21 protein-coding genes are annotated in these 23,297 nt (G+C 51.0%); 11 read left to right on the top strand and 10 right to left on the bottom strand.

Annotation, left to right across the window (positions count from 1 at the left end; genetic code table 11):
* The first annotated feature begins 119 nt into the window (after positions 1-119).
* From PsWM33_RS16280 to PsWM33_RS16270, 3 genes are read left to right on the top strand one after another with little or no spacing between them, the layout of a single operon-like run.
* Positions 120-1,808, top strand: a complete 1,689-nt coding sequence (locus tag PsWM33_RS16280) for a flagellar hook-basal body complex protein (protein ID WP_063300907.1) — start codon at positions 120-122, stop codon at positions 1,806-1,808.
* Positions 1,809-1,861: 53 nt separating this feature from the next.
* Positions 1,862-3,706 carry a flagellar hook-associated protein FlgK gene (gene flgK / locus PsWM33_RS16275; protein WP_082827036.1) on the top strand — a complete coding sequence of 615 codons (1,845 nt, stop codon included), beginning with the start codon at positions 1,862-1,864 and terminating at the stop codon, positions 3,704-3,706.
* A 27-nt stretch (positions 3,707-3,733) separates the two neighbouring features.
* Positions 3,734-5,293, top strand: a complete 1,560-nt coding sequence (locus PsWM33_RS16270) for a hypothetical protein (protein WP_208994589.1) — start codon at positions 3,734-3,736, stop codon at positions 5,291-5,293.
* A gap of 34 nt (positions 5,294-5,327) precedes the next feature.
* Here PsWM33_RS16270 and PsWM33_RS16265 read toward each other — a convergent pair whose 3' ends face one another.
* Together PsWM33_RS16265 and PsWM33_RS16260 are read right to left on the bottom strand one after the other, a co-directional pair.
* Positions 5,328-5,714 carry a flagellar biosynthesis regulator FlaF gene (locus PsWM33_RS16265; protein ID WP_082827035.1) on the bottom strand — a complete coding sequence of 129 codons (387 nt, stop codon included), beginning with the start codon at positions 5,712-5,714 and terminating at the stop codon, positions 5,328-5,330.
* Positions 5,635-6,090, bottom strand: coding sequence for a flagellar biosynthesis repressor FlbT (locus tag PsWM33_RS16260; protein ID WP_063289608.1), 456 nt, complete (start codon positions 6,088-6,090; stop codon positions 5,635-5,637). The genes PsWM33_RS16265 and PsWM33_RS16260 overlap by 80 nt, the downstream gene beginning before the upstream one ends.
* A gap of 447 nt (positions 6,091-6,537) precedes the next feature.
* Between PsWM33_RS16260 and PsWM33_RS16255 the strand changes: the two genes are divergently transcribed.
* Positions 6,538-8,157 (top strand): flagellin N-terminal helical domain-containing protein, encoded by a 1,620-nt coding sequence (locus PsWM33_RS16255; protein ID WP_063300905.1) that lies wholly within the window; start codon positions 6,538-6,540, stop codon positions 8,155-8,157.
* A 210-nt stretch (positions 8,158-8,367) separates the two neighbouring features.
* On the opposite strand, the gene PsWM33_RS16250 is transcribed toward PsWM33_RS16255, so the two are convergent.
* From PsWM33_RS16250 to PsWM33_RS16235, 4 genes are all read right to left on the bottom strand, one after another.
* A complete protein-coding gene (locus PsWM33_RS16250; protein ID WP_063300904.1) occupies positions 8,368-8,832 on the bottom strand; it encodes a hypothetical protein in 465 nt (154 codons plus the stop codon).
* 192 nt (positions 8,833-9,024) lie between these two features.
* Positions 9,025-9,525 carry a flagellar protein FlgN gene (locus PsWM33_RS16245; protein ID WP_057462627.1) on the bottom strand — a complete coding sequence of 167 codons (501 nt, stop codon included), beginning with the start codon at positions 9,523-9,525 and terminating at the stop codon, positions 9,025-9,027.
* Positions 9,522-9,851 (bottom strand): rod-binding protein, encoded by a 330-nt coding sequence (locus tag PsWM33_RS16240; protein ID WP_057462626.1) that lies wholly within the window; start codon positions 9,849-9,851, stop codon positions 9,522-9,524. Before PsWM33_RS16240 ends, PsWM33_RS16245 begins: the two co-directional genes overlap by 4 nt.
* Positions 9,851-10,969, bottom strand: a complete 1,119-nt coding sequence (locus tag PsWM33_RS16235; RefSeq protein ID WP_057462689.1) for a flagellar basal body P-ring protein FlgI — start codon at positions 10,967-10,969, stop codon at positions 9,851-9,853. Before PsWM33_RS16235 ends, PsWM33_RS16240 begins: the two co-directional genes overlap by 1 nt.
* A gap of 249 nt (positions 10,970-11,218) precedes the next feature.
* Here PsWM33_RS16235 and PsWM33_RS16230 point away from each other — a divergent pair, with 249 nt between their 5' ends.
* Together PsWM33_RS16230 and dksA are read left to right on the top strand one after the other, a co-directional pair.
* Positions 11,219-11,656, top strand: a complete 438-nt coding sequence (locus PsWM33_RS16230) for a flagellar assembly protein FliX (RefSeq protein WP_057462625.1) — start codon at positions 11,219-11,221, stop codon at positions 11,654-11,656.
* Between the two features lie 158 nt (positions 11,657-11,814).
* Positions 11,815-12,231 carry an RNA polymerase-binding protein DksA gene (gene dksA, locus PsWM33_RS16225; RefSeq protein ID WP_057462624.1) on the top strand — a complete coding sequence of 139 codons (417 nt, stop codon included), beginning with the start codon at positions 11,815-11,817 and terminating at the stop codon, positions 12,229-12,231.
* A 357-nt stretch (positions 12,232-12,588) separates the two neighbouring features.
* On the opposite strand, the gene flgH is transcribed toward dksA, so the two are convergent.
* From flgH to flgF, 4 genes are read right to left on the bottom strand one after another with little or no spacing between them, the layout of a single operon-like run.
* The gene (gene flgH, locus PsWM33_RS16220) at positions 12,589-13,350 is read right to left on the bottom strand and encodes a flagellar basal body L-ring protein FlgH (protein WP_063300903.1); all 762 of its coding nucleotides are present in this window, start codon (positions 13,348-13,350) and stop codon (positions 12,589-12,591) included.
* Positions 13,350-14,318: a flagellar basal body P-ring formation chaperone FlgA gene (flgA, locus tag PsWM33_RS16215; RefSeq protein WP_063300902.1), complete on the bottom strand. Its 969-nt coding sequence runs from the start codon at positions 14,316-14,318 to the stop codon at positions 13,350-13,352. The genes flgH and flgA overlap by 1 nt, the downstream gene beginning before the upstream one ends.
* Positions 14,319-14,330: 12 nt before the next feature.
* Positions 14,331-15,113, bottom strand: a complete 783-nt coding sequence (gene flgG, locus PsWM33_RS16210) for a flagellar basal-body rod protein FlgG (protein WP_057462621.1) — start codon at positions 15,111-15,113, stop codon at positions 14,331-14,333.
* 11 nt (positions 15,114-15,124) lie between these two features.
* Positions 15,125-15,865, bottom strand: a complete 741-nt coding sequence (flgF, locus tag PsWM33_RS16205) for a flagellar basal-body rod protein FlgF (RefSeq protein ID WP_063292781.1) — start codon at positions 15,863-15,865, stop codon at positions 15,125-15,127.
* 279 nt (positions 15,866-16,144) lie between these two features.
* On the opposite strand from flgF, the gene PsWM33_RS16200 reads away from it, so the two are divergent.
* The 5 genes from PsWM33_RS16200 to PsWM33_RS16180 all read left to right on the top strand — a co-directional run bounded on the left by PsWM33_RS16200 (position 16,145) and on the right by PsWM33_RS16180 (position 23,249).
* Positions 16,145-16,642 carry a flagellar basal body-associated FliL family protein gene (locus PsWM33_RS16200; protein ID WP_057462619.1) on the top strand — a complete coding sequence of 166 codons (498 nt, stop codon included), beginning with the start codon at positions 16,145-16,147 and terminating at the stop codon, positions 16,640-16,642.
* Positions 16,643-16,653: 11 nt separating this feature from the next.
* A complete protein-coding gene (gene fliM, locus PsWM33_RS16195) occupies positions 16,654-17,877 on the top strand; it encodes a flagellar motor switch protein FliM (RefSeq protein ID WP_063289603.1) in 1,224 nt (407 codons plus the stop codon).
* A complete protein-coding gene (locus PsWM33_RS16190) occupies positions 17,878-18,444 on the top strand; it encodes a DUF6468 domain-containing protein (RefSeq protein WP_057462618.1) in 567 nt (188 codons plus the stop codon).
* Positions 18,441-19,139, top strand: a complete 699-nt coding sequence (locus tag PsWM33_RS16185; RefSeq protein WP_063300901.1) for a MotE family protein — start codon at positions 18,441-18,443, stop codon at positions 19,137-19,139. Before PsWM33_RS16190 ends, PsWM33_RS16185 begins: the two co-directional genes overlap by 4 nt.
* A 105-nt stretch (positions 19,140-19,244) precedes the next feature.
* Positions 19,245-23,249 carry a hypothetical protein gene (locus PsWM33_RS16180; protein WP_208994588.1) on the top strand — a complete coding sequence of 1,335 codons (4,005 nt, stop codon included), beginning with the start codon at positions 19,245-19,247 and terminating at the stop codon, positions 23,247-23,249.
* Positions 23,250-23,297 lie beyond the last annotated feature (48 nt).

Below are 23,297 nucleotides of genomic sequence, written 5' to 3'. Positions count from 1 at the left end.
AAAATTGTAAATTATTGAAATGACTGAATAAATTGCATTTTTTAGTTTGGCACGTAAGTTGCATTCAGTGTTCAAAGATCTGCGCAAGCATGAGCGAATTTGAATTCTAGGTGGGCTCGATGAGTATTTATGGTGCTATCAACGCTGCAACGACCGGTTTGGACGCACAGTCCAAGGCGTTGGAGAACATTTCCGGTAACGTGGCGAACTCTTCGACCACTGGCTATAAACGCCTTGATACAAGCTTCTCCGATCTTGTCTCCAGTACAGGTAGTCGACAGGCTGAACAGGTTTCCGGTACTGTTCTCGCGACCTCTAGGGCGACGAATTACCTGTCTGGTGACATCACTTCTGCTGATCGTAACACCTATATGGCGATCAATGGGCCAGGGTATTTTTTGGTTACGAACCGAGATGGTTTAACACAACAACCACCTGAGAATTATTATACTCGTGCTGGTGACTTTACTCTGGATACAGATCGTAACCTAGTAAATTCTGCCGGTTACTTCCTGCAGGGCTATCCGATTAATCCTGCAACCGGTGCAGTCGGTGACCGGGCTGTGCCGATTGAGGTTTCAGATGCATCCATGCCAGCGCAACCCTCGACACAGATTGAATATGAGGCGAACCTGCCTTCGACGCCAGCTACAGGAAACTATCAGAACGATATTGCCAACTCTCAGTACGTTGATTTAAGCATATTTGCCAATGCTCATACTCTGCCAATGCCAGCATTAGTAACTGGAGGAACATCTTCGGCAGCGCTGACTGCAGAGAGCAAACTCGTTGACGCGACACAGTTTGAGGACACCAATAAACTGACGTTCAATCTGAATGGTTCTGCACAGGAAGAGTTTACAATCGATGCAGAAACCACGGTTCAGGATTTACTCGATAAATTGAATGGGATGCATGGGGTTACCGCTGAGCTGCTGGGGAGTGGAGCAATCAGTATTTCAGCCCTACAAGATTTGAAGATTGACCAGGTTGGTGCACCTACTGGTGTGACTGTTATGGATTTGGACTTGGAAGCGAAACCTTTGTCAACGACACCGGGTGCTACGGTCAATCGTGATGTGGTGACTGGAGATAAGTCTGATGAATTTGTTAAGTCATCAATTACTGGGGGGCAAGAAACTCTTTATGATAAAAATGGCACCCCTGTAAACGTAGAGTTGCGCTGGGCACTGAATGCTGAGAATGACTGGACGCTCTATTATAATACGAATACCAAGGCTACGGGAGATGATGTGGCCTGGAAATCTGTTGCGAATATGAGCTTTGATGCGGCTGGGCGGTTGACTTCGCCTGTTACCGGGACTGTTGATATTCCTGATCTTGAAGTTAACGGTGTTGGTCTGGGTGACATATCCTTTAATTTTAGTCAGGACACGCTCACGCAGTTTGAAGACAGGGTTGGCGGTATATCGGATGATGCAACCTCTCAAGATGGACATCCCGTCGGCAAGTTTCTTGATGTTGCCATCGATAACGAAGGCAATGTCATAGCCCGGTATTCTAACGATAAAACCCAGAAGCTTTATAAGGTTCCGGTTGCTACTTTCTCCGCAGAACATGAATTACAACGTATTGATGGTGCTGCATTTTCTGCGACTTCAACCTCTGGTGAGCCGAATTTTCAGGGTGGTGGAAGCATTCGCGCAAAGGCGCTTGAAAGTTCAAATGCTGATATTGCAAAGGAGTTTTCGAAGTTGATTATCACTCAGCAGGCGTATTCGGCAAACTCGAAAGTCTTGTCGACAGCAAACCAGATGCTGGATTCTGTCCTTAATATCGTTCGATAAACTGTTGTTGGGGTAGGTGGCAGCCTACCTCGTTGCCTTAGGGAGTATAGGGTATGGGTCTCGGAGCAGCTCTGAATGCGGCGATGTCGGGATTGTCGCTTACGAAGGCGCAGCTTGCGGTAACGGCGAGAAATGTCGCCAATGCGGATGTTGATGGTTATACGCTCAAGACGATTGTAGGCACTGAAGTTCACAATACCTCGACTTCGTCTTCCTCTGTTCTGACCAATCAAATCCAACGGCAAGTCAACACCCAGCTCCAGTCTGCTTATTGGGAAAGTCTGAGTGATACGGCTTATGCAACTCAATATAATGAATACATTACGCAGCTTGATCAGATGTTTGGGAAGGTTGGGGACCCAAGCTCTATTCCGAGTTTGATGAACAATTTCACAAATGCGCTGACGTCTTTAGCTACAGATCCCAGTTCTCAAAGTGCACAGGAAGTGGCTGTAAATGCTGCTGAAGAGCTTTCCAGAAGCATTAATAGCTCCGCAGAGAAAACGCAGGAAATGCGCCGTGATGCAGATGCTGGGATTGCTGATGAAGTAACGCAAGTGAATTCCATCCTCAAAGAAATTGAGAACCTGGAAGACAGTATTGTTGTTGAGCGTTCTGCTGGCCGGGAAACGGCTCATTTGCAAGATCAGATGGACCGCCAACTGGAAGCTTTGACCGGGAAGATGGATGTTGAAATCAAGCAGGACAGTGATGGCTTGCTGCGTATATCGACGAAGTCTGGTGCTACTCTATACAATCACCGTGCGTCAGAGTTACAGTTTACTCCGCGCCCTACACTAGGTGTTGGTGTTGAAGGTAGCTCAATTGAAATTAAGTTGCAGTCCGGTGCCGTCAGGGAGCTTTCAAGTTATGACTTGAAGAGCGGTAGTATGGGTGCTCTCGTGGAACTGCGGGACAATACTCTTCCAGAGACGCAAGCGCGCCTTGATGAGCTTGCAAGTCAGATGGCGCTGTCTTTGTCGCAGCAGACGTCTGAAGGTGTTGCCGCTGATGATGGTGGGGCACCACCCGCAGCAACAGGGTTGAGTGTAGATACATCCAAACTGCAGTCTTCTGGTGATACGATCGAGCTTGAGTTTGATGTTAATGGCGAAAGTCGCAAAGTTACATTTGTTGCTGTGACCGACCCAAGTTTGCTGCCGCTTTCTTCGGATGTAACTGCAGACTCCAATGACATTGTGCATGGTATTGTAATTCCGGCAACTTCGACTGCACTGGAAAGTCAGATTTCCAGTGCGCTGGGTTCTGGTTTTGATGTTTCCGTTGATGCTGCCGGTGAGCTGAAGGTTTTGTCTCCGACCAGTCCGGGTACTATTGAGATTACTGGTCTTACAGCGAAAAATACGCGGACTGTTACCGCTGCTGATGGTGCCGAGATCCCGCTCTTTGTAGACACTAAGGGGGATGGCGGACCTTATACTGGGGCGCTGGAAGATGGTGGCCAGAAGACTGGTTTTGCGCAACGGATGACTGTCAACAAGGCTATTGTTGATGATCCAAGTCTTTTAGCAGGTGAGCCAGATAAGCAGAGCTCCGAGCGTGCAAACCTCCTGAAAAGTCGCCTGACTGAGACCGAATATACGTATGCGCCAAGCTCGGGGATCGGAGCAAAGAATGCTCCATATGTCGGGACGATTTCTGATTTTGGCATTGAGACTGTGGTCAAGCAAAGTCAGATTGCAAGCGCGGCGACATCAGCTGCGAGCAACTCAAAGGCTGTTACCAGTATTGCTAAGAATGCCTATGAAAACAGCTATAAGGTTGATGTAGACGAAGAGCTGGTGAAGCTGACTGAATTGCAGAATGCTTATGCTGCGAATGCTCGTGTCTTATCGGCTATCGACGAAATGTATGATACACTTTTTAGAATCGCATGATGCTGCTTTAGGAATTGAGTTATTTAAATGAATACAATCGGTTATTCTAAATCTCATAGCTATATGCTTGATCTCCTCATGCAGCAAAAGACGCAGCTGGAGAATAAGTCTATTCAGCTGACTTCTGGACTGAAGTCGCAAACCTATGGTGGCATCAGTTCAGATTCTCGCATGGCATTGGAGTTGCGCCGCGAGATCTCAAATATTGAGGTTTATGAGGACTCTAACGCGATTGCCAGCATTCAACTTGACCTTATGGGCAAGTCTCTTGAGCATATGGAGAAAATGCGCTCTGAGAGTGTGAGTGCGATTGATGAGAACAACTATACGCTGACCACAGATGGCCAGACGACCAGTCAACAGGCGACTGAGATTATGCTGCATGAGACGATCTCGCAGCTGAACTCTGAAGTGAACGGGTATTATCTGTTCGGTGGTAAGGATGCGACTGAGCCACCTGTTGCCTCACTTGATGCCATAATGGATGGGCAAGGTGGAAAGCTTGGGCTCAAGGAGCTCATGAAGCGTTATGAGAATGCTCATGTTGGTGCCTCTGAAAATGGTCGCATCGAATCCAGTGTGACAAATCCGCTTGGTGTTCCTACTCTGACACTTCAACAGGACAATGTTGAGGGATTTGGCTTTGAAATTACTTCCGTTTCTGCGTCGTCTGCTGATGTTGCAACAGCGGTTACTCCTGAAGACCTGACTGATCCGGCTAATCCTGAAGGGAAGAAGGGGACCTTTGCTTTCAATGACACTCCGAGTGTTGGTGATACGATTGAGGTTGAACTGGAACTTCCTGACGGGAGCAAATCAGTTGTTAAGCTCACAGCAACCGATGACCCTGATGCAGGAGAGGGAACCTTCCTGATTGGGACGGGTGCTAATCCTGCTCTGGAGAGCGCTGAAAATGCTCAGGCGGCTTTTGATAAGGCAATAGGCAATATAGCAAAGACTGAGCTTCGTGCGGTTGCTGATGTGCAGGCTGGTGAAGAGTTTTTTGGTAATCACGGGCGGACTGATCCGGCGCCGAAGGTGCCAAAAGCGAACGGCTCTGGTTATGAGACTGCACCTGACCTTCTGGTCGACTGGTATACTGGTACTGAGAACTCTGATGATCCGCGTTCAGACAAGGTTGTTCAGATTGATGACAATGTGCGCGTGGAGTATGGCGCGCGCGCGAATGAGTCAGCGTTTTCCGAGCAGTTGCAAAACCTTGCTGTGTTTGTGGCGGCAGACTTTACAGCAAAAACTCCAGATGATGCTGAGAGTGAGGCGGTCGCAAAATCCTACTATGCTTCGTTGGCAGGTAAGAGCGATGACGCACTCTCTGTTGCTGGGGATCGAAATTCAGGCATCCAAAGCGTAGCCTCAGAGATGTCGGTGGTAAACACAACTGTGAAACGTACTGCTGAGAGGCAAAAGCAAGCGTCTCTGACCTATCACAACACGTTGACCGGGCTCGAGAACGTTGACAAGACTGAAGTTGGAACTGAGATAGCCGTGCTAAAGACGGATTTAGACGCCTCGTTTCAAGCAACGTCTATACTGTTAAATCTAACAATCACTGACTTCTTGAGATAACAAAAAGCCTCCGTAAAACGGAGGCTTTTTGTTATTATACGTTTGCCTTTTGGCCTCTTAATCCAGATGCCAGAGACTTGTTGATGTTGATCATTGTCTCTAATGCTTCTGGTTCCGCACCGCCCATCATTTCCATGGTTCTGTTGAACATAAACAGGGCCAGATTTGCGATGTTATTTTGAAGCTCCAGAGGCAGCTCGCTATACTCTGCAGTGGCCTCAGTTACAAAAATTGTCCAGAGCGTGCGATTGAATATGAGTGTTTCATTACGTTCTTCGCGTGAAACTGTATCCCACTCACGTTGCAGCACAGAAAGGCGCGCTGCAGCTTTCATCAGAGCTTCAGCTTCCAGAGCCCTCGGATCCGCTGAGGCCGAGGTGTTTGCGGACTGCTGATATGCCTGAGTTGCTTGTTGATACATGACTTATCAAAGTCCTTTCATATTCAATCAATTTCTTGGCGAGCTTCAGGGCGCGATAGAGCTCTTCTCGCAAAATTGCGGTGCTAATCTCGCTGATAAGGTCGCGTGTGCTTGGTGCGGCCTGCAAGATCTTTCCGATCACATCGAAATACTCTTTCTGAGTGACCGTGATATCCTGCTTTAAATACATGACCTGCACTGCAAGGTAGACCTGCTGTGCCATGGTGCTGGCGTCTTCCGGCAGAAGGATATCCTTCTCTCGGAGAATAGGTGCATCTCCCTGAATGAAAAATCGTGCACGTTGCTTATCGTTAGTGATAAGTGTCTCACCAACAATCAACTTTTCTCCAGGTTTTAATTCGACCTTCAGTGCCATGCGGCCTCCTTCAAAGCACTCTTAACTATGATGGCAACCAAAAGGTTAATCTAGTTAAATCTTACGAGTTATTCAGCGATTTATTTCTAATTTTGCTTAAGTTTAGAGCTCTTCTGAATTGAATATGTAGAGTCGTCAATTCATGCAGCGCAACTTAAGCTATTGGGTGGGCTGCAGAAGAACAAATAGGCGGAAATATGCACAGACAATATTACGTAGCTGTCTGGATACCGGTGTTGAGTAAGTTTTTGACTTAATTATATAAAATTAAATTTATTTGCGAACTGGTGAGTGTGGTTGCTGCAATCCCTGATTTATTAAGTGCTTGTTAACACGTTCCCCCTTTACTCGCAGGACGGGTAATTGTACCCAATTAAAACTCAGTAATTATTTACTGCGTTTGTGACCCAGGAAGGGTCATTCATTATCCTAGAAGGGACAACTAAAATGGCTGATATTACACTCACCGCTGCGGTTCGCTCAAACCTGAGCACGCTCCAGAGCACGGCTAACCTGATTAGCGATACTCAAGAGCGCCTCGCAACTGGTAAGAAAGTTAACTCTGCCCTCGACAATCCGAATTCCTTTTTCACAGCATCTTCTCTGAACTCGCGCGCATCTGACCTGGGCAACCTTCAGGACGACATCGGGCAGTCGGTTTCTACTCTTGAAGCTGCCGACAAAGGTATTCAGGGTATTGATAAGCTCTTGGATGCGGCGAAAGGTAAGGCTAACCAGGCGCTGCAATCTAAAGATGCTGATACGCGCGCTAAGTATGCGTCTGAGTTCAACGAATTACGTACTCAGATTGAGGATATTGCCAAAGATTCCGGCTATAAAGGTAAGAACCTTCTGGGCGGCGACGGCAATGATTTGCTTGTGAAGTTCAATGAAGATGGTTCGTCTAAATTGAACATTGGGGCGGTTGATTACACTGATCTTGATTCAGAAGATGCTGCATTTAAGTTGGAAGGTATCTCGACAACCGTTGGGGAAGTCGAAGCTCGGGACTTAAAGCAAGCATTTACGCTCGGCGAAGTAGGGCAGATTCCGGGACAGAGCGGTTCAGCGACAACTACTGGCTTGACAGATGCGGCTGGTACGCCGGCCCCAATTGATGGCGATGAAACCGTTGGTGGTACTGGCGCAACTGGTTTTACCGATATTACGACTGGTGATGTCATTAAGGTCAAAGATGCTGACGGCAACTATCTGAAGGATGCTGATGGTAACGATGTTTCCTTTACTACATTGGGTACTAATACCTTACAGGAAGTTGGGGATGGTATTGCGCAGGCCTTGAGAGATGCTGGAGAAGAAAATGCTTCTGCAAGTATTTCTGTAGATGGTCAGCTGACGTTGTCCGGTCTGAAAAACTCTGTTGAACTCGAGCACAAAACGTCTAGTGGTACCGCTGGTCAAGCTCTTGATACGCTAGAGATCAGAGGTACTTACGATATCAAAGATACCAAGCTGTCTGATCTTGGTGCGTTTGAGGACGGTGACAGAATCTCATTCAAATACGGTGACAATGCTCGTCAGTATTTTGATGTTACAGATTCTAACACTGTCGAAGATTTGCGAGCGGCAATTGAAACTGCTGATGGTGTTGCGACAGAAGTTAATGCATCTTTCAAAGACGGACAGCTGATTCTTGATGTTGGTAAACAAGATCTCACTTTTGGCTTTGATGGAGCTGGAAGTGGCGGTGAGTTTGCTGATGCTGCGAAAAACGTAGTCGGCAAAGACCTTGATTCAGTTGCTGGTCGCGGTTGGGGTTCCGATGAGTTGATTGAAGAATCTCTTGATCAAATCCGTCAGGCTCAGTTGGATCTGCGTGCGCAGGCTTCTACTTTCGGTACAAACCTGTCTGTTGTAACCAACCGTCAGGACTTTACTGCCGATCTCATCAACACTCTGGAAGTTGGTGCTGGTAAGTTGACGCTGGCTGATTCCAACCTGGAAGGTGCGAACCTTGCGGCTCTGAACACTCAGAACTCCATTGCTACTTCTACTCTGTCTCTGGCAACTCAGGCTGGTCAGTCTGTGCTGCAGCTTATCCGATAAGCTTTGTTTCAGATTTAGAATTTGGAGAACGCGCTCTTTGGGGCGCGTTTTTCTTTTTGCGTTGGTATGTGCGTTGCTTTGCGTTTTTTTGGTGGTGGGCGCGTTGTTATGTGGTGGTCACTGGACAGACAAAAAAAGAGCCATGCTGCGGGGGCGGCATAGCTCAAGGGGGATAAGTCTGGTTTGCAGGGAGGATAAAGCCTGTGAGGCTTAGGCCTGCTTTGCTTGTGTTGGTTCGACTTGCTTGGCTTCGTAGATTGCAGGATCAATATCTTTATCTTCACCGCCTAAGCTGCGCTTTTCTTGTGCCTGAAGGACTTCATCCAGGAATGCGCGAATGCGGCGAGCTGTTTTGGATGGCAGTTCGTAAATGACGTCGCCTTCTGGCTCTTGCGTCATCGAATAGATGAGCTCATCTGACTCTTCATCATAATTGTAACCGCGTTCAATGCGGCTCTGGTCGTCCTTAGGTTTGCTAGGGATGACGCCGAGACGGGAGTCTGAGAGGTATGACTTTTCGGTGGCGGTTGAGTTATCCTCTGACTCAGAGGATGCAGTGACGGCCCGAGCGCCGGAGAGTTCGGTTTTGACCTGTTCGGTCTCCGATTTTACCGGTGCTGCCTGTGTTGTCAGTGCCTGATGTAAAAGCGTTGGTCTTTGTGTGACTATTTCCATAATGTCCCCCACGTGTTCAATCTCGGACAACTTTATGGGGAATGTTCTTAAATAAGATTAATCTTAACGCTCGGAATTTACTAAATATTTAGAGAAATGCGACTGAAAACCGCCAAATACCCCTATTTCTTAGGGAGGCTCCGGGCGGTCTTCAGGCTATTTCGTTAATATGCACGCTTAATATCGCGCTGTTCAGAGGGTTTGGTTAACGGCGATGCCCTGAGCGGATCTCTGTGGCGAGCTCATCATGCCGTTTGCGCCGTAACCTCTTGTCTTCATTTGAGAACCAACGGCTTTGGCAACGGTCTCGATGACGTTGTCTGTTACTGAACGTGCCGTAGAGACCACTTGCAGGTTGGTTTGAAGAATTGGCCGTAGATTACCGTGACGTTCGCGCATACGTTGAATGGACAGCGGAGCGAGGTTGCCAAGCGCGATGGCGTTTGCACTCGCCACACGGATGCCGGAGAGATATGACTCGATCGCTGCATGTTTTTTGGGGGCAACGGTTGGCAGCTCAGAAATTTGCCCTTCGCGTAGCAGCTCTGTTTCGGTCTCGATGATATCTACGAGGTTGTCCATTGCCGTCTCAAAATTTTCGCAGAAGACCTCGGCTTGCATCCGTGTCTGGATAGGTTCTTCTTCAAACGATACTGTACTTGGAACAGTTTCAGCGTCGTACTGGTTGGTCATACTGCGTTCTCTTGAAGTTGTAATAATTGCGAGTGAACTGAAGCTGCAATACCAATGCCGCCAGATTGAGACATTGTGTTGGCGTACTCGTTGATCAGCATGGATTTCCACGCTTCTGAGCCTTCGCCGTTGCCATAGGTCCCGCCTTCATCAAGGCCGGTGAACATGTTTTGCAACATCTCATTGAGGAATACGGTTTCAAATTCCTTGGCCTTTTCCATCAGCGGATCTTTGGCAGCTGGTGGTTTGCCTGCCTGATTGGCGCCCGCGATCAGGTCTGCAGAGCTTGTCAGCGCAGGTGAGGGCAGTTGTGCTTGTTGGAGCATTAGAGGACCTCAATTTCTGCCTGAAGGGCGCCAGCGGCTTTGATGGCCTGTAAGATGGAGATCAGGTCTCTTGGGCCGATGCCCAGAGCGTTCAATCCATCAACAAGCTGCTGCAGTGTGATTGTTTCGTTGACGAGTGCCAGCTGGCTATTGTCTTCAGTCACCTGCACGTCTGTACGAGGCACCGCAGCCGTTTGGCCCTGTGCGAATGGCAGCGGCTGAACCACCTCTGGTGATTCTGCGATGGTGACTGTGAGATTGCCCTGTGCGACTGCGACGGTGGAGACTTTCACCTGCTGACCCATGACGATGATGCCGGAGCTTTCGTCAATCACGATCTTGGCCGGCAAATCAGGCTCTACGATCAGCTGTTCGATATCAGTGATCAGATCGACAATGTTGCCATCGAACTGTTTTGGAAGTGTGAGGCGAACAGTGGATGGGTCGAGTGGTTCTGCAGTCGGTAGGCCAATCAGCTCGTTAATTGCCACAGCAATACGACGGGATGTGGTCAGGTCCGGGTTGCGCAGGGCCAAGCGAATAGTGCTGAGTGAAGAGAGTTTGAACTCAACCTCCCGCTCCACAAGCGCACCGTTAGGAATGCGGCCAGATGTTGGGACGCCGCGCACAACGGAAGCTGCGTCGCCCTGTGCTGCAAAGCCAGCGATTGCCACCGGGCCTTGCGCAATGGCGTAGGCTTCTCCGTCTGCACCCATCAGTGGGGTCACCAGCAGTGTTCCGCCCTGAAGGTTCTTTGCATCGCCAAGTGCACTCACGGTCACGTCGATGCGGGTGCCTTGTGTTGAGAACGCTGGCAGGTTGGCAGTCACCATCACGGCGGCGGTGTTTTTTGTGTTCAGGTCTGCTTCGTTGGTGTTGACGCCAAGGCGTTCCAGCATTGCCTGCAAAGATTGCCGGGTGAATGGTGAGGCATTGAGAGAGTCACCAGTGCCCTGAAGGCCGACGACGAGACCGTAACCAATGAGCTGGTTGTCCCGGATGCCTTCAAAGTCAGTGATGTCTTTGATCCTTGAGGCTGCGTTTCCCTGAAGGGTCGCGCCCATAAGGACGATCAGTGCCGCTGCGGCGATTCTACGTAAGTTTGCGAAAGAGCGCATTGGTACCCGGCTGTTCAGTTCACACATGCCGGAAATATGCGAATTTTGTGCCAGTTTCAGTGCTGCGTTTGCTAGTTTTTAACCTGCTGAATTTACTGGGTATTTTTAGTAGAGGGTGGATAAAAGTTAAAGCACTGCAAATTTTTATGCGGCAATTGTTGCCTGCTTGGTAAAGTTTTACGTGATCAGCTCGGCAAATGCGTTCGGGTTTAAGCTTTTGTCCAGTTCCATAGCTCTGAGGGTAAGGTCTTGCTTGTACGCAGCACTCCAGTTTCTGGTTTGAACTCCACGAGTAAAGTGGGCACGAAACGTCGCAAAGGTTCCGAAGGCGAGCAGGCGGGTGCGTTTGCCGTTGAGGAGGAGACCACCAGCGTTGCGCAGTCGCAGGCTGGTGTTCCAACACCGTCGCTGCAGGGTGTGGATTCTTTGCTGGCTCTTCAGCAGATGGAAGTGCAGGTCGATGACAAGCAGCGCGCTGTGCAGCATGGAAATAAACTTCTGGATCAACTAGATGCGCTGCGGATCGATTTGCTGCAAGGCAAAGTGCAGCCAGAGCGCCTTGAGCGGCTTGTTGGTAACCTGTCCATGCAGGTCAAAAGTGGTAACCCCGGTCTCGACAGAGTGGTCGAAGATATTGAATTGCGTGCAAGAATCGAGCTCGCAAAGCTGGGTCATTACGTAGAATAGCCTATCCATTTACGATAGTATCAAAGGTTTCCAACCGTATAAGTTGCTGAATGCACTGAATAATTGTGTTCTTAGACAATTTCATCTTTTTAGTAGATTGTTGTTTCAGGTTCCTCTCGCTATATTCCAGCCGCCCATATAAATAGGCGGAGTTTCAGATGGCAGTTGATGTCGCAATTGATTATCGTCCAACACAGGATGAACCATTCATGAACGACCAACAGCGCGAGTACTTTCGTAGAAAGCTTCTTGCGTGGAAGGAAGATATTCTGAAAGAGAGCAAGGAGACCCTTGCTGCGCTTCAAGAAGAAAGCACTAATCACCCAGATCTGGCTGACCGTGCTTCTTCTGAAACCGATCGGTCGATTGAATTACGTGCGCGTGACCGGCAGAGAAAGTTGATTTCCAAAATCGACGCTGCTCTTGCTCGCATTGAAGACAAATCCTACGGCTACTGCGAAGAGACTGGCGAGCCAATCTCTGTTCGTCGTTTGGATGCACGACCTATCGCAACGCTTTCTATTGAAGCCCAAGAGGCTCATGAGCGGCGCGAGAAAATCTATCGGGATGACTGATCCTCAGGGAGACAGGATATCGCCTTTCAAGCTGTGGTCCTAAGTTTTTAGGCTCTAGTACTTGAAGTATGACTTTACGAGGGAAGCACGGCTTAGCTGTGCTTCCCTTGTTTTGTTTTGGCCGGACGTCGGTGTGCGGTGTTCTGGTGCACGAAAGAAAACGAGCCCGGCATGCTGGGGAGCATGTTGCCGAGCTCGCTTTATGTACCGCTCAAGCTGGGGAGCTAATTAAGCGGTTTTGGGTTCTTTGATTTTTTGGAGCACGCCGCGTTCATTTACAGTCACGCATCGCGCTCTAACATCTTTGTTGGAGCGAATTCTTGCCGTTTGACTGAAGCCAATGAAACGGAACACGCTCTAAAACGGAAGCACGATGTCCAGCACCTGACTGCCGTATTTAGGTTGTTGGGCAACGGAGATCTGGCCGCGGCCGCCGTAGCCGATGCGTGCCTCTGCGATCTTGGTGCTCTCAACAGTGTTGTCGGATGCAATGTCCTGCGGACGAACGACGCCTGCTACGATCAGCTCACGAACTTCGTGGTTCACACGCACTTCCTGACGGCCCTCGATGACGAGGTTGGAGTTGGGCAGTACCTGTGTCACGACAGCTGCGACGGTGGTCTTCAGGCTTTCTGTGCGGTCGATAGAGCCGGTGCCCTGAAAGTTGTCGGAGCTGTTGATTGATGCGAGTGCATCTGCTGACGCGCTGGCAGGAAGCGCCAGTGTGTTGATTGCACCGCCGAGTGCGCCACCAGCTCCGGAATTCTTCGCATCACTGCGTGAACTCTTTGAGGTGTTCTCAAAGGCAGCCTTGTCGGAAATGGTGACGTTTACCGTTACGATGTCACCAACACGTTTTGCGCGCTGGTCCTGAAAGAAGGCTCTGTTGCCGGTGCGCCAAAGAGAGTTGGCGTTGTAGCGCTCCACTTCCTTAATTGGCATTGGCATTTGTACCGGACGATAGCCAGGCTGCGTGCGTGGGTCCTGAATCGCGGTCAGCACAGGTTCTTGCCCAACCTTGGAAAGTTTGTCAGCTGTCTCGCAGCCGACAAGTGCGAACAGACCAATCGTGAGCGCAGCATATTGTTTGATTTTGGTTGCTGAAGATGTTCTCGGCATCAGCGGTTCTCCAATACGGCTGCGACCTGCGTTTTAGCGGTGGTCACGATGGCGATGTCTCTGCCGATGACTTCAGCAAGGATCGTTTTCTTTGAAATTGGGTTCACAATCTCAATCAGGTCATTTTTGCCGCCTTCAGATTTGGCTTTGCCCTGAGTTGTGATGTTCATGCCGGGGATCTTATAGATCACTGTCACTTTAGCACCGCGCTTGACGAGGATCGGTGCGCTTACATCCCTTGGGGTGATGGTGGAGCCAGAACGCATGTTACGGCGCACTTCCATTCCCAGAAGGTCTGCGGCTGCAAGAAACTCACGTCCGGCATAGCGGGAAGCTGGCTTGCGCTCCTCGCGAATGTCTTTGGCTGTGATAACGGTGCCGCGTTCCAGATTGCGAGCCAGTGTGGTGATGGACACCATCTGAGATGCGTTGCCAATGACAGAGATTGGCTTGCTCTGGCCTTCCTGCACCACATTGAGGATTGCTTTGAAGCGTGCTGTGCGCGGTGACCAGTTGATGTGCCCGATGGTTAGCGGAGAAATGGAGTTGGCGTCTGCCTGCATGTTCACCGGAAGTGGTGAATGGTAGGAGATTTCAATCTCGTCCGGCTGCACGCTTGCGCGCTCCGCAAATGCATTGCGCAGGATATCTGAGATGAGTGTTTCATCTACCGGGATGGAAAGGCGGTGCACACTCACAGTGGTCAGGCCGTTGGTGTCGGCCTGAATAAAGCCGGCAGCTTGTGCCTGTTGTGCGATGATCAATGCAGAAACGTTGCCAGTGGTGCCAAGGTCCGGGCTGCGAAAGATTGGTGTTTGAGCTAGTTCTCCCGCTTCGGTGTAGAAGTCACCAATAGTGACGACTGGTCCGGTTACGTTGACCGTTGGGCGCAGGGTTGAGGCCGCAAATGCGCTACTGGCTGTCAGGGCCAGTAGTCCTGCAATGAGTGTGGTTGCCAACTTTCTCATCAACTCAACTCCTTAGCGAAGATTCGTTGTGGTGGAATACATCTCATCGGCTGCTTTGATGATCTTGGAGTTCATCTCGTAAGCGCGCTGAGCAGAAATCAGATTGGAAAGCTCGGTCACGGCATCGACGTTGGATGATTCAAGATGGCGCTGAAGGATGTTGCCAAAGCCTGCGTTGCCCGGGTTGTCTGTCTGTGGCGGGCCGCTTGCCGGTGTTTCCAGGAAGAGGTTGTCGCCGATTGCTTCTAGGCCAGCTTTGTTTGTGAAGCGGGCGATTTCGAGCTGTCCGAGGTTCAGCACCTGATCGTTATCGTCCATGGCCTGCACGAGGCCTTGGACGTTGATTGTCAGATCGCGGGCGTTGTCCGGAATTGTGATTCCAGGCTGAACTGTATAGCCGTCTTTGGTGACGAGCTGGCCTGTCTGGGAGCGTGCGAAAGAACCGTCACGGGTGAAGCCGGTTGTGCCGTCCGGACGCTGGATCTGGAAGAAGCCTTCGCCACGAATTGTTATGTCGTACTCGTTGCCGGTCTGGGTCACAGAGCCCGGTGACATGATGCGTGTGGTTGCTGCTGTGCGCACACCGGAGCCGATTTGCACGCCGTTTGGAACGATTGTGCCTGCATCGGATGTTTCGGTGCCCATGCGGCGCTGGTTTTCGTAGAGCAGATCCTGAAAGTCTGCGCGCTGGCGCTTGTAGCCAGTGGTGCGCATGTTGGCCACGTTGTTCGAAATAACTTCGACGTTCAGTTCCTGAGCTTTCATGCCGGTTGCGGCGATGTGAAGGGCTTTCATTGGGCTGTTCCTTAAGCTTCAACCGATCCAAGTTCGCGGATGGAGCGCTGACGAAGTTCGTTGCGCTGCGACATCATCTTGGACACGCTTTTGTATTGACGGGTGATTTCAATCATGCGGGAGATTTCCTGAATGCCTTCCACGTTGGAGCCTTCAAGGGCGCCCTGGACGACAGTCGGGTTATTTGCTGGGATTGGGTTTAAGCCGGAAAACAGGTTTGTGCCAACGTGCAAAAGCTCTTGGCGGTTGTCGAAGGTGTAAACATCCAATCGGCCAAGTTGAGCCTGTGGGGTGGAGATCACGCCTTCTTTGGTGATGGTGATTTCACCATCTTCTGGATTGATTTGGATTGGAGCGCCGTCAGCGAGAACTGGCAGGCCTGCATCTGTTACGAGCGTGCCCTCAGGATCAATGGCAAGGCTGCCTGAGCGAGTGTAAAGCTGCTCACCGCCTGCGCCAGTCACAGCCAGATAGCCGTCACCTTCGATTGCGACGTCCAGCGGATTACCTGTCAGCTGGATCGAGCCCTGTGTCAGAACTGTTGCTGTCCCTACATCCTGCGTAAAGGACAAAGGGCGATCCGGGCGCTGGAATTCAGTCGCCTGCGCGGTTGGCATCAAGAACTCTTCAAAGATAAGCCTTTGAGCCTTGTAGCCAGTCGTATTGATGTTAGCCAGATTGTTGGCCACCACATCCAAGTTCCGACGAAGGGCACTTTGGCGTGATAAGCCGATCAGCTGTGCGTTTTCCATTTTATGCTCCCCAGCATTGCAACAGGTCTCCCCAGACCCGCAGCGCCAAGGTTCTTGCAGGAGTTGTGCCAGTTTGAAACTTTGGCTGAATTCTGCTGTTTTGACGGAGGGAAGCGCAAATTATCTGTTAAGTATTTGATAAAATATGCCTACTTTAATTTCCTAGTGGGCAAAAATTGCTTAGTAATGACGGTATTAACCATTCGGTAATCAGTGTTAACCAACTAGGTTGCATTATTAGTTACTAAACTTTTAATTGCGATTCACCGGGACGCAAAAATGGCAGATGCGGAACTGCAAAATACTGAGGATGACGGTAAGTCCGGCAAACGCAAGATCGTTATCGGAGCGATTGCTGGCGTCTTGCTGTTAACCCTTGGTGTGGGCGGTGCATATGTAATGGACTGGATCAATCTGGGCGACACAGCCACCGTCAAGCGGGCGGATGGCACTGTTGAGCAGATCCAAACCAAGCCTGTCGTTTTTTACGATCTGCCAGAAATGACGGTGAACCTTTCTACCCAAGGCCGCACGACCTACCTGAAAGTCCGCATCGCTCTTGAAGTTGAGAGCGACAGCATGGTTTCTCAAGTGGAGCCTTATCTTCCGCGCATTCTTGATGCTTTCCAGATTTATCTGCGTGAGTTGCGCCCTGCTGATCTGGAAGGATCTGCCGGACTGTTCCGCTTGAAGGAGCAACTTCTGCGCCGCATCAACTCTGCAATCTATCCAGCCAAGGTTGAAGGGGTTCTCTTTAAAGAGATCCTGATCCAGTAGGGGAGCGGCATATGTCAGATACCGATACTCTCCCTGAAAATATGGATGATGCCTGGGACACCGCTCTTTCTGAAGCTGAGGGTGGTGACAGTGATGAGGATCTTGCCGCGGCGTGGGGCGCTGCGCTTCAGGAGCAAGGCGTAGAAGGCGGTGAAGAGGCCGCAGCTCAATGGGCTGCGATGATCGACGACAGCGAACCGGATGTAGAGAGCGCGTCTCGTGGTGCTGACCGTATTCTGAATCAAGAAGAGATCGACAACCTTCTGGGCTTTACGCTGGATGGGTCTCTGGCTGGTGATGAAGGCGGTATTCGTGCGCTGATCAATTCGGCAATGGTGTCTTACGAGCGCCTGCCGATGCTGGAGATCGTGTTTGACCGTCTCGTACGTCTCACAACGACATCTCTGCGTAATTTCACATCGGACAATGTTGAAGTCTCCTTGGACTCCATGACCAATGTGCGTTTTGGTGACTATCTGAACTCAATTCCACTTCCAGCGATCCTTGGCGTGTTCAAGGCGAAAGAATGGGATGGCTTTGGACTTGTTACCGTTGAGAGCTCTCTGATCTATTCCATCATTGATGTGTTGCTTGGTGGTGGTCGTGGGTCTTCACCTACACGCGTTGAAGGGCGGCCATACACCACGATTGAGAGCAATCTGGTGCGCCGGATGATCGAGATTATTCTACTAGATGCTGAGCAGGCTTTTGGACCGTTGTCCCCTGTGAGTTTCCCGCTTGAGCGTTTGGAAACGAACCCACGCTTTGCTGCGATCTCCCGTCCTGCGAATGCTGCCATTATGGTTGAGCTGCGCATCGATATGGAAGATCGCGGCGGTAAAGTTGAGATTGTGCTGCCTTACGCGACCCTTGAACCAATCCGTGAACTGCTTCTGCAGATGTTCATGGGTGAGAAGTTCGGGCGTGATCCTATTTGGGAAGAGCACCTTGCCACTGAGGTTTATTCCTCAGAAGTGCAGGTTGATGCTGTCCTTTATGAAAACACCATCCCGCTCCAGCGGGTGTTGAATCTGGAAGTTGGTCAGACCTTGCTGTTTGATACCGGCCCGCGTGATCCTGTTCAGGTGAAATGCGGCGGTGTGGCTTTGACAGAGGGCCTTATGGGCCATGTTGATGACCGAATTTCCATCGAAATTTCAAAGAAGCTGAAGCAACCGAAAATGACGCTCGCCGCTTTTGAAAAGTCCCTGCAAAGCGAACTGGAGACAAACTAGATGTCCCTAGGTCTTATTATTGAATGCATCGTTGCGGTTCTTCTTGTGATTACCATTGGGTATTGCTGGACACTTAACCGTCGCTTAAGTCGTCTCCGCTCTGACGAAGAGTCCTTGCGCGCAACTATTTCTGAGCTGATTACAGCGACTGAAATTGCAGAGCGTGCGATCATGGGTCTCAAGTCCACTTGCGGAAATGCGGACCGTACTCTTGGGGTGCGTCTGGGCGAAGCTGAGGCGGTTTCCCGCAAACTGACTAATCAGTTGGGAGCCGGTGAAGATGTGCTGGACCGCATTGGTGGTGTTGCAGATCGTGCACTTGCTGATCGTGATACCCGTGTGGCTGCGCCATCAGCTCCAATGTCCCGCACTTATGAAACCGCAGCGGAGGGACTTGCTGCCGGGATCATTGCGGAACAGGAAACGATGCATCCGGCTGAAACACGTAGCGCTCCAGCCCCTAAAGCTGCGACCCGCTCTGTGACCCGTGACATTCGTGAAGCTGCAAATGAATCAGCTGCGCGCCTTGAGCGCTTCCGTAGACAAGCGCAGGACCGCGTAGCATGAAACTAAGGCTCCTTCCGATTGTCGTATTTGCTGGTAGCGCCCTTCTGGTTTTGAAACTGCTTGGTTTGTTTCTAGGTGATACTTATCCAATTGGTGCTGTTCGGGTTGCCGATGCGCAGCAGTCGGAAGTGGCGAAGGCTGAGGAAGAGGCACCTGCTACTCCAAACGTTCTTCCCAATCCATCTGGCGCACGGAAGATTCAGGTCGCTCAAAATACAAGTGGTGTGAAAGAAAGTGGTGTTCCAACGAACTCCGTTTCTGAACTTGCCGTTCTCAATAGCCTTGGTAATCGCCGTGATGTGCTGAACCAGCGTGAAAGTGATCTGGAGCTTCGCGAGCAGGTTCTTGCAGCTGCTGAGGCGCGTTTTAATAAGCGCTTTCAGGAGCTTAAGGCACTTGAAGCGAAGATCGATTCTGAAGTTGAGCGCAAGGAAAAGCAGGCTACGGAAGAGATCCTGGATCTGGTGAAGATCTATGAAAGCATGAAGGCTAAAAACGCCGCTCGGATCTTCAACCGTCTGGATCTGGACATCATGCTGAAGGTTGTGAAGGAGATGCAGCCACGGAAGATGGCGGATGTGCTTTCTGAGATGGATCCGGAAATGGCGGAGCAGCTGACAATTGCACTGGCAGCAGGCGAGAGCCGCAATGTGAAGACGACTTCCACAATTCTTCCAAAGATTCAGGGGAATTAACTGAGCAAATTGGCGGTTTTTCGCTCTTGGCTCAGGAGACTGTAAGCTTGCGTTAATAGCCAATTGTTACAGATACCTAATTAATTTTAGGAGTAAGACTCAGGCATGGGCGATTTTGGGGGCGACCTTAAAGATAAGCAGAAGCGTTCCTTTCTGCGCGCCACTTTACCTTTTGTGCCGCGCCGTGCATTGCATGGAGCACGCATTGTGAGGGTAAAGGGTAAGGCTTGGCTTGTCTCCTTTATGCTCGCCACAACTGCTTTAGGGGGCAGTGTTTTAAGTGCCTGGGCTGAGCCAGCCTCTGCTGTTCTTGAAGTTGAAGACACCGGCAACTTTGCTCGCATGGTGATCACGTTCCCAGATCACTCGTTGTTGCCGCCCTATGAGGCTTCCATTTCCACTAGTGTCCTGCGCATTTCCTTTCCGGAAGGCATTGCAGCGGATGTTGATGATGTGCCGGAAGCATTGATGGACTACATCTCCATTGCTCGTGCTGATCCTGATGGTGCTGCGCTGCGTTTTGCATTGCGGCAGCCGGTTAACATCAACAGTATGGAAGCTGGAGAGAAGCTCTTTATTGACCTGCTTCCCGCCAATTATGAAGGCCGTCCCCCGTCTTTACCACAGGATGTGGTCGATGAGCTTGCCCGACGGGCTGCGGAAGCTCTTGAACGTATTCGTGTGCTGGAAGAAGCGAACGCGCTTGAAGATCAGGAGATCAAGGTCAAGCTGCGGATTGGGACGCATCCAACATTTACGCGCCTGATCTTCGATTGGAATGTGAAGGTTGGCAGTGCGTTTGAGCGCAACGGAAACAATATTCGCGTTAAGTTTGATCAGGCAGCTGATCTGGATTTGTCTCAGTTCAAAGCAAGTCTACCGCGTACTGTGTTGGATGTTGGCTCCCAAACCCGCGACAATGATCTGATCTTCAACATGATTGTTGATCCTAGTGTTGATGTGCGATCTTTTCAGGAGGGGAAGCAGCTTATTGTTGATGTCACACCTGAAGACATCGGCCAGTTGGATCCACGGGTTTCCGAAGTTCGCGATGAGCTTTTTGGCAATGGGGATGTGCCACGAGGTGCTTCGAATGTCATAAACACGCTTGGTAATAAAGATGCAGCACCCGCTGCAACTGCGCCTGCCGTGTCTGCTGCTGTTGATCAGGCTCCGGTTGCTGCTCCGGGCAGTCTGTTTCCAACGCCTCAACCTGTACAGACTGCTCAAACCAGCGTGAATGATGGTCTTGATTTTCCGCCGATGCCGTTGCCAGTTGAAAAGCCGGAGTTGGAACGTATTGGTGATCCGGTTGACCGGCCTGCTCCAGCTGACATTCCTCTATCAAAGCCTTCGGAAGAAGACTTGCAGGCTGAGGCTGGCAAGGATCCAGAGCCCGTTGAAGCTGTTGTTGTAAAGGCGCAACCTGTTCGCCGTGTGAAACCTGAGCCTGCGCCTGAAACTGATGTGGCGCCTGTTGCTGAGATCATTCCGGAAACAGATCTCATTGCCGAGGTTGTGAACGCAGGTGGGCAGACCTCGATACCAGTGACGCTTGCACCTGAACAAGGCGCGGGCGCTGATGCTGTTCCGGCTGCTGCAGCTGTTGTTGCTGATGCAGACGAGGAGTTGCCGATTGCGCGTCGTGCTTCTGCTGAAACAATTATTCAGGAAGAGAACGACGCGGCAGCGCGTGTTGTTGGCGTTGAGACGTATAGCATTGGTGATACTGTTCGTCTGGTGTTTCCGTTTGAGAACGAGGTTGGTGCTGCTGTTTTCCGCCGTGATGAAAAAGTCTGGGCGGTGTTCGACAGTGAGGAGCATCTGGACGGGCGCGGTATTCCAGCCGTCTTGAGTGATCTTGCGCGCAAGGTGGAACTTGATGAAGTTGATGGCGCGCAGGTGCTGCGGTTTGACCTGAAGCGGACCACGTTGATTTCCATCGAGTATCAGGATGACGCCTGGGCGATCACTTTGGGGCCGTCGATCTCGACAAAGACTGATCCGGTTGATGTTGAGCGGAATGTGCAGGGTGATGGCTCGAATGTTCTGCGTTTGCCGTTTGGTGCAAGTGGGCGGTTGCATGTGTTAACTGACAAGAGCGTCGGTGACCGGATTTATGTGGTCAGCGGTCCTGCGCCTGTTCGTGGCATTTTGAAATCGCACCGGTTCCCTCAGGTACAGATTCTGCGCAGCTCTCAGGGACTTGCGGTTGTTCCAAGTGCTGATGGGATTGATGTTGAGTTGTCGGGTGAAGATCTTGTGATCTCCAGACCTGACGGATTGAAGATTTCGAATCGTGGTCTTTCCAAAGGCACGACGATTGGCGCTCATGTTAAGGACCCGACACAACCGGGCCTGATTGAATTTGCGCAGCTGGACCAGCAAAAGCCTGAGGATTACATGCAAGGCCTTCGAGCGCATGAGGATGCGATTGCGAAGGCTGATCCGGAGCAGTTGAGTGGCCCACGTCTGGATATGGCACGGTTTTTCCTTTCCAGTGGATTTGCGCAGGAAGCTATTGGCACCTTGCGCATCATGGAAGAGGACGATCCTCTCATCGAGAAAGACGCCACCTTCAATGTGATGATGGGTGCTGCGCAGATGTTGGCGTCGCGACCGGGTGAAGCGCTTGAGTATCTTGCTGCTCCCGAACTTGCCAGCAGTCCTGATGCTGCGGTGTGGCGGACCTTTGCGCATTCCTCGCTAGGGGACTGGCAGGGCGCTCATGCAAATCTTGGGCGCGGGTTGGCTGTTATGGCCAATTATCCGGTGATGTTGCAGGTGTATTTCAACCTTGCGGCTGCCAAGACGCATCTGGCTCTTGGCAACTATGGTCGGGCGCTGGGGGCTTTGTCGCAGATTGAGCCTTCTGATGTGAATGAAGAGCAGGCCATTCAGTATGACTTGCTGCGCGGGCGGATTGCCGATGCTTCTGGCCGCTCACAGGAAGCGCTGGATGTGTATGATCTGGTGGTGCGCTCCAGTGATGGGCCGGAGGCTGCTGAAGCCAAGTTCCTGAGTGTGAAGCTGCGGTATCGGGATGGTTTGATTGATGCGGATGAAGCTCTCTCCGAACTGGAGGGGCTTGCTGCGTCGTGGCGTGGTGATGAAACTGAGCTGAAGACTTTGCGGCTGATGGCTCAGCTGCATGCGCAGGAAGGCAATTACCGCCGGGCCTTTGAGGCGATGTCTCAGGCTGTGCAATCTGATGCAGGCGCAGAAATCACCTCGAACATTCAGCAGGAAATGGGTTCTGTCTTTGCAACCCTGTTCCTTGAAGGCAGGGCGCAAGCTCTGGAGCCTGTGAAGGCGCTTGCGCTGTTTTATGATTTCCGTGAGTTGGTGCCTGCTGGTCGTCAAGGTGATGAGATGGCGCGGATGCTGGCCAGTCGTCTGATTGATATGGACCTGCTGGATCAGGCAGCCTCTGTTTTGCGGCATCAGATCGACAAGCGTCTGAAAGGTGCTGCGCGGGCGCAGATCGCTGCTGATCTGGCTGTTGTTTATCTGCTGAACCGGAAGCCGGAAGAAGCGCTGCGGGTGCTTTCGCAAACGCGTCAGGGACAATTGCCGGCTGCTTTGCAGCGCCAGCGAAATATTGTTGAGGCGCGTGCTTTGAGTGAGAGCGGGCGTCCTGATCTTGCTCTGGAGCTGGTGCGTAACATGTCTGGGTCAGACGTGGATCGTTTGCGGGCTGATACGCTTTGGTCGGCGCGGTCCTGGCGGAAGGCTGGTGAGCAGCTGGAACAGATGAACGGCAGTCGCTGGTCTGATGAAGTGCCGCTTGCTGACCATGAGCGTGTTGATGTCATCCGCGCGGCGATTGCCTATACGCTGGCTGAAGATAGCTTGGGTCTTGAGCGGCTGCGGCAGAAATACTCGCAGAAAATGAGCGAGTCTCCGCAGGCTGAAACATTTGAGATTGTGACGCGGCCCATTGATGATCGCGGCGTTGAGTTCCTGAATGTTGCCAAGTCGATTGGTGGTGGGGATAGTCTGGTGTCCTTCCTTGAGGAGTACAGACGTCAATATCTCTCAGCAACGCCGATTATTCCGACTGAGGAAGCTTTCCTTTATCCTGAAGATACAAGTGAGGGAGCTGCTTAAGCAGCCTCGTCGTGAAGCAGTTTTAACACCGCATGATCTTTCATGCGG

Origin of the sequence: Pseudovibrio sp. WM33 (assembly GCF_001623165.1) — a bacterium.
In the GTDB taxonomy this organism is placed as follows: domain Bacteria; phylum Pseudomonadota; class Alphaproteobacteria; order Rhizobiales; family Stappiaceae; genus Pseudovibrio.
Note: the sequence above shows the minus strand (reverse complement) of the source record. Positions and strands in the feature narration are given on the sequence as shown.

Coding starts and splice junctions, on each gene's coding strand:
- flgK (WP_082827036.1), top strand. CDS start 1,862: ATGGGTCTCGGAGCAGCTCTGAATGCGGCGATGTCGGGATTGTCGCTT.
- dksA (WP_057462624.1), top strand. CDS start 11,815: ATGGCAGTTGATGTCGCAATTGATTATCGTCCAACACAGGATGAACCA.
- PsWM33_RS16250 (WP_063300904.1), bottom strand. CDS start 8,832: ATGGAAATAGTCACACAAAGACCAACGCTTTTACATCAGGCACTGACA.
- PsWM33_RS16280 (WP_063300907.1), top strand. CDS start 120: ATGAGTATTTATGGTGCTATCAACGCTGCAACGACCGGTTTGGACGCA.
- PsWM33_RS16265 (WP_082827035.1), bottom strand. CDS start 5,714: ATGTATCAACAAGCAACTCAGGCATATCAGCAGTCCGCAAACACCTCG.
- PsWM33_RS16200 (WP_057462619.1), top strand. CDS start 16,145: ATGGCAGATGCGGAACTGCAAAATACTGAGGATGACGGTAAGTCCGGC.
- PsWM33_RS16245 (WP_057462627.1), bottom strand. CDS start 9,525: ATGACCAACCAGTACGACGCTGAAACTGTTCCAAGTACAGTATCGTTT.
- PsWM33_RS16190 (WP_057462618.1), top strand. CDS start 17,878: ATGTCCCTAGGTCTTATTATTGAATGCATCGTTGCGGTTCTTCTTGTG.
- flgF (WP_063292781.1), bottom strand. CDS start 15,865: ATGGAAAACGCACAGCTGATCGGCTTATCACGCCAAAGTGCCCTTCGT.
- PsWM33_RS16260 (WP_063289608.1), bottom strand. CDS start 6,090: ATGGCACTGAAGGTCGAATTAAAACCTGGAGAAAAGTTGATTGTTGGT.
- flgG (WP_057462621.1), bottom strand. CDS start 15,113: ATGAAAGCCCTTCACATCGCCGCAACCGGCATGAAAGCTCAGGAACTG.
- flgA (WP_063300902.1), bottom strand. CDS start 14,318: ATGAGAAAGTTGGCAACCACACTCATTGCAGGACTACTGGCCCTGACA.
- PsWM33_RS16240 (WP_057462626.1), bottom strand. CDS start 9,851: ATGCTCCAACAAGCACAACTGCCCTCACCTGCGCTGACAAGCTCTGCA.
- PsWM33_RS16180 (WP_208994588.1), top strand. CDS start 19,245: ATGGGCGATTTTGGGGGCGACCTTAAAGATAAGCAGAAGCGTTCCTTT.
- PsWM33_RS16255 (WP_063300905.1), top strand. CDS start 6,538: ATGGCTGATATTACACTCACCGCTGCGGTTCGCTCAAACCTGAGCACG.
- PsWM33_RS16235 (WP_057462689.1), bottom strand. CDS start 10,969: ATGCGCTCTTTCGCAAACTTACGTAGAATCGCCGCAGCGGCACTGATC.
- PsWM33_RS16185 (WP_063300901.1), top strand. CDS start 18,441: ATGAAACTAAGGCTCCTTCCGATTGTCGTATTTGCTGGTAGCGCCCTT.
- flgH (WP_063300903.1), bottom strand. CDS start 13,350: ATGCCGAGAACATCTTCAGCAACCAAAATCAAACAATATGCTGCGCTC.
- fliM (WP_063289603.1), top strand. CDS start 16,654: ATGTCAGATACCGATACTCTCCCTGAAAATATGGATGATGCCTGGGAC.
- PsWM33_RS16270 (WP_208994589.1), top strand. CDS start 3,734: ATGAATACAATCGGTTATTCTAAATCTCATAGCTATATGCTTGATCTC.